This window comes from Bacillus sp. AFS037270 (assembly GCF_002585305.1).
This window is the reverse complement of sequence record NZ_NUNF01000143.1, coordinates 1-1,769: the sequence shown is the minus strand read 5'-3', so window position 1 is coordinate 1,769 and position 1,769 is coordinate 1. Positions and strand designations below refer to the sequence as shown.

Below are 1,769 nucleotides of genomic sequence, written 5' to 3'. Positions count from 1 at the left end.
TAGACCATCGAGGGGCTAGGTGCTGGAGCTAGACAATTCTCAAAGTCAAAAACTTTTATACTTTCTTATCTCATAAAAAAAAGAGCCGTGGGCTCTTTTTGTATAAAGGTGATAATGTTTAATTATTCTATAAAGCTACTCTTGCCGATATTTGCTCTTTTTCATATTCTCCTATTATCGGAAAAAAGATAAGTTCATTATTTTGTGTCGAGAGCTCCTCAATTTCTTCCTTTTTCCCTTTTGCAATCCATGTTCCATCTTCAACATGATCAATCAATTTAATCGAAGGGTCAATCGCATTATTAAACAATCCAGCTAATAACCAAGTTTCTTCTTTTTGCTCAAGGTCCTGAATAGCAGTATTGGTTTCACTTGTTGATAAGAATCCTTGGCTTTCAGGCCGGTTCTGACAGACGTAGACTAAATCTTCAATAACCGCACTTGCTGTTGGAAACATCCCTGCACCTGGTCCTTGTAGTGTTATTTGACCAACAATATCCGAAGAAATGTTTACTGCATTCTGAACTCCTTCGACATGATATAAAGGATGCTCATTTCCAACAAGGACTGGTTTAACAGATGCCTTTAGTTGATGACTCGATTTGCTTATACTGGCAATATGTTTAAACCTTAGTCCAAGCCTTTCAGCTGTGTCAATCAATTCTCTTGTGATTGAAGTAATCCCTACCCTTTCAACTGCATGCCAATTTGGTTCTTCTCCAAAGGCAAGTCTGCTTAAAATCATGGCTTTATAAAAGGCATCAAAGCCTCCTACATCATTTGTCGGGTCGGCCTCAGCAAAGCCGTTTTCTTGTGCTGCTCGTAAAGCTTGGGCAAAAGAAAGCTTCTTCTCTCGCATTTCCGTTAAAATGAAATTCGATGTTCCATTTAAAATACCTTGAACTTGCTGAACACGATTTACGTTTAATAATTGTCTTAATGTTTGAATAACCGGAATTCCTCCAGCTACAGTGGCTTCATATCCAACAGAGACATGATGCTCTTTTGCAAGTTCAAGCAGCTCTTGTCCATAGTGGGCGAACATTTCCTTATTTGCTGTAATAATATGACAGCCACGCTCAATGGCTTTCTTTAAAAATATGTAGGTTGGATCTTTATCAACAATGGCTTCGACAACAACATCAAGCTGTGGCAAATTTAGTATATCCGTAAATTCTGTTGTAACTAATACATCTTTGTTAATGTCCCGCTCCTTTTGCTTGTTCTTGATTAGTATGGCAGCCACCTCTACCTTCTTGCCTAAAACGGCTGTCAGTTCTTCCGCATGTGATTGAATCGTCCGATAAAATCCTTCACCAACAGTCCCAAACCCCAGGATTGCCACTTTAATTACAGACATGTTGATCCACCCTTCTAATTATATTTGTTAGATTTTTCGTCAGTTTTTCTGCTAAATAAGAAAAGCCCTCTTAATAAGAAGAGGGCCAATTCCTCCTCTTATCTTTCAGGCTAAATAACCTGCAGGAATTAGCACCTTTTCAAGGAATACCTTGATGGTTGCCGGGCTTCATCGGGCCTAGTCCCTCCGCCTCTCTGGATAAGAGTTATATTTTATTTTCATTTAAATTACCAAGTTAAGTTATAAAAAGTATTCTAGTTTAATTATTATTAAATGTCAATATATTCTTTTAATTCGATTATTTGATGAACAAAAGCGCAAGCGCCTTGAACAGCCCCGACAAGCATAAGACCAGCTGGCCGAAACGTTGCTTTTTAACCTTTTGGACGGATTGGCTCATGACCTCGAG

1 protein-coding gene and 1 riboswitch are annotated in these 1,769 nt (G+C 38.5%); the gene reads right to left on the bottom strand.

Annotated features, from left to right (window positions below; translation table 11 throughout):
• Positions 1-127: 127 nt before the first annotated feature.
• Positions 128-1,360: a homoserine dehydrogenase gene (locus tag COD92_RS31395; RefSeq protein ID WP_098531046.1), complete on the bottom strand. Its 1,233-nt coding sequence runs from the start codon at positions 1,358-1,360 to the stop codon at positions 128-130.
• A gap of 95 nt (positions 1,361-1,455) precedes the next feature.
• Positions 1,456-1,565: riboswitch (SAM riboswitch) on the bottom strand.
• Positions 1,566-1,769: the final 204 nt, after the last annotated feature.

Excerpts from the sequence above, each read along its gene's own strand:
- COD92_RS31395 (WP_098531046.1), bottom strand. The coding sequence starts at position 1,360 with ATGTCTGTAATTAAAGTGGCAATCCTGGGGTTTGGGACTGTTGGTGAA.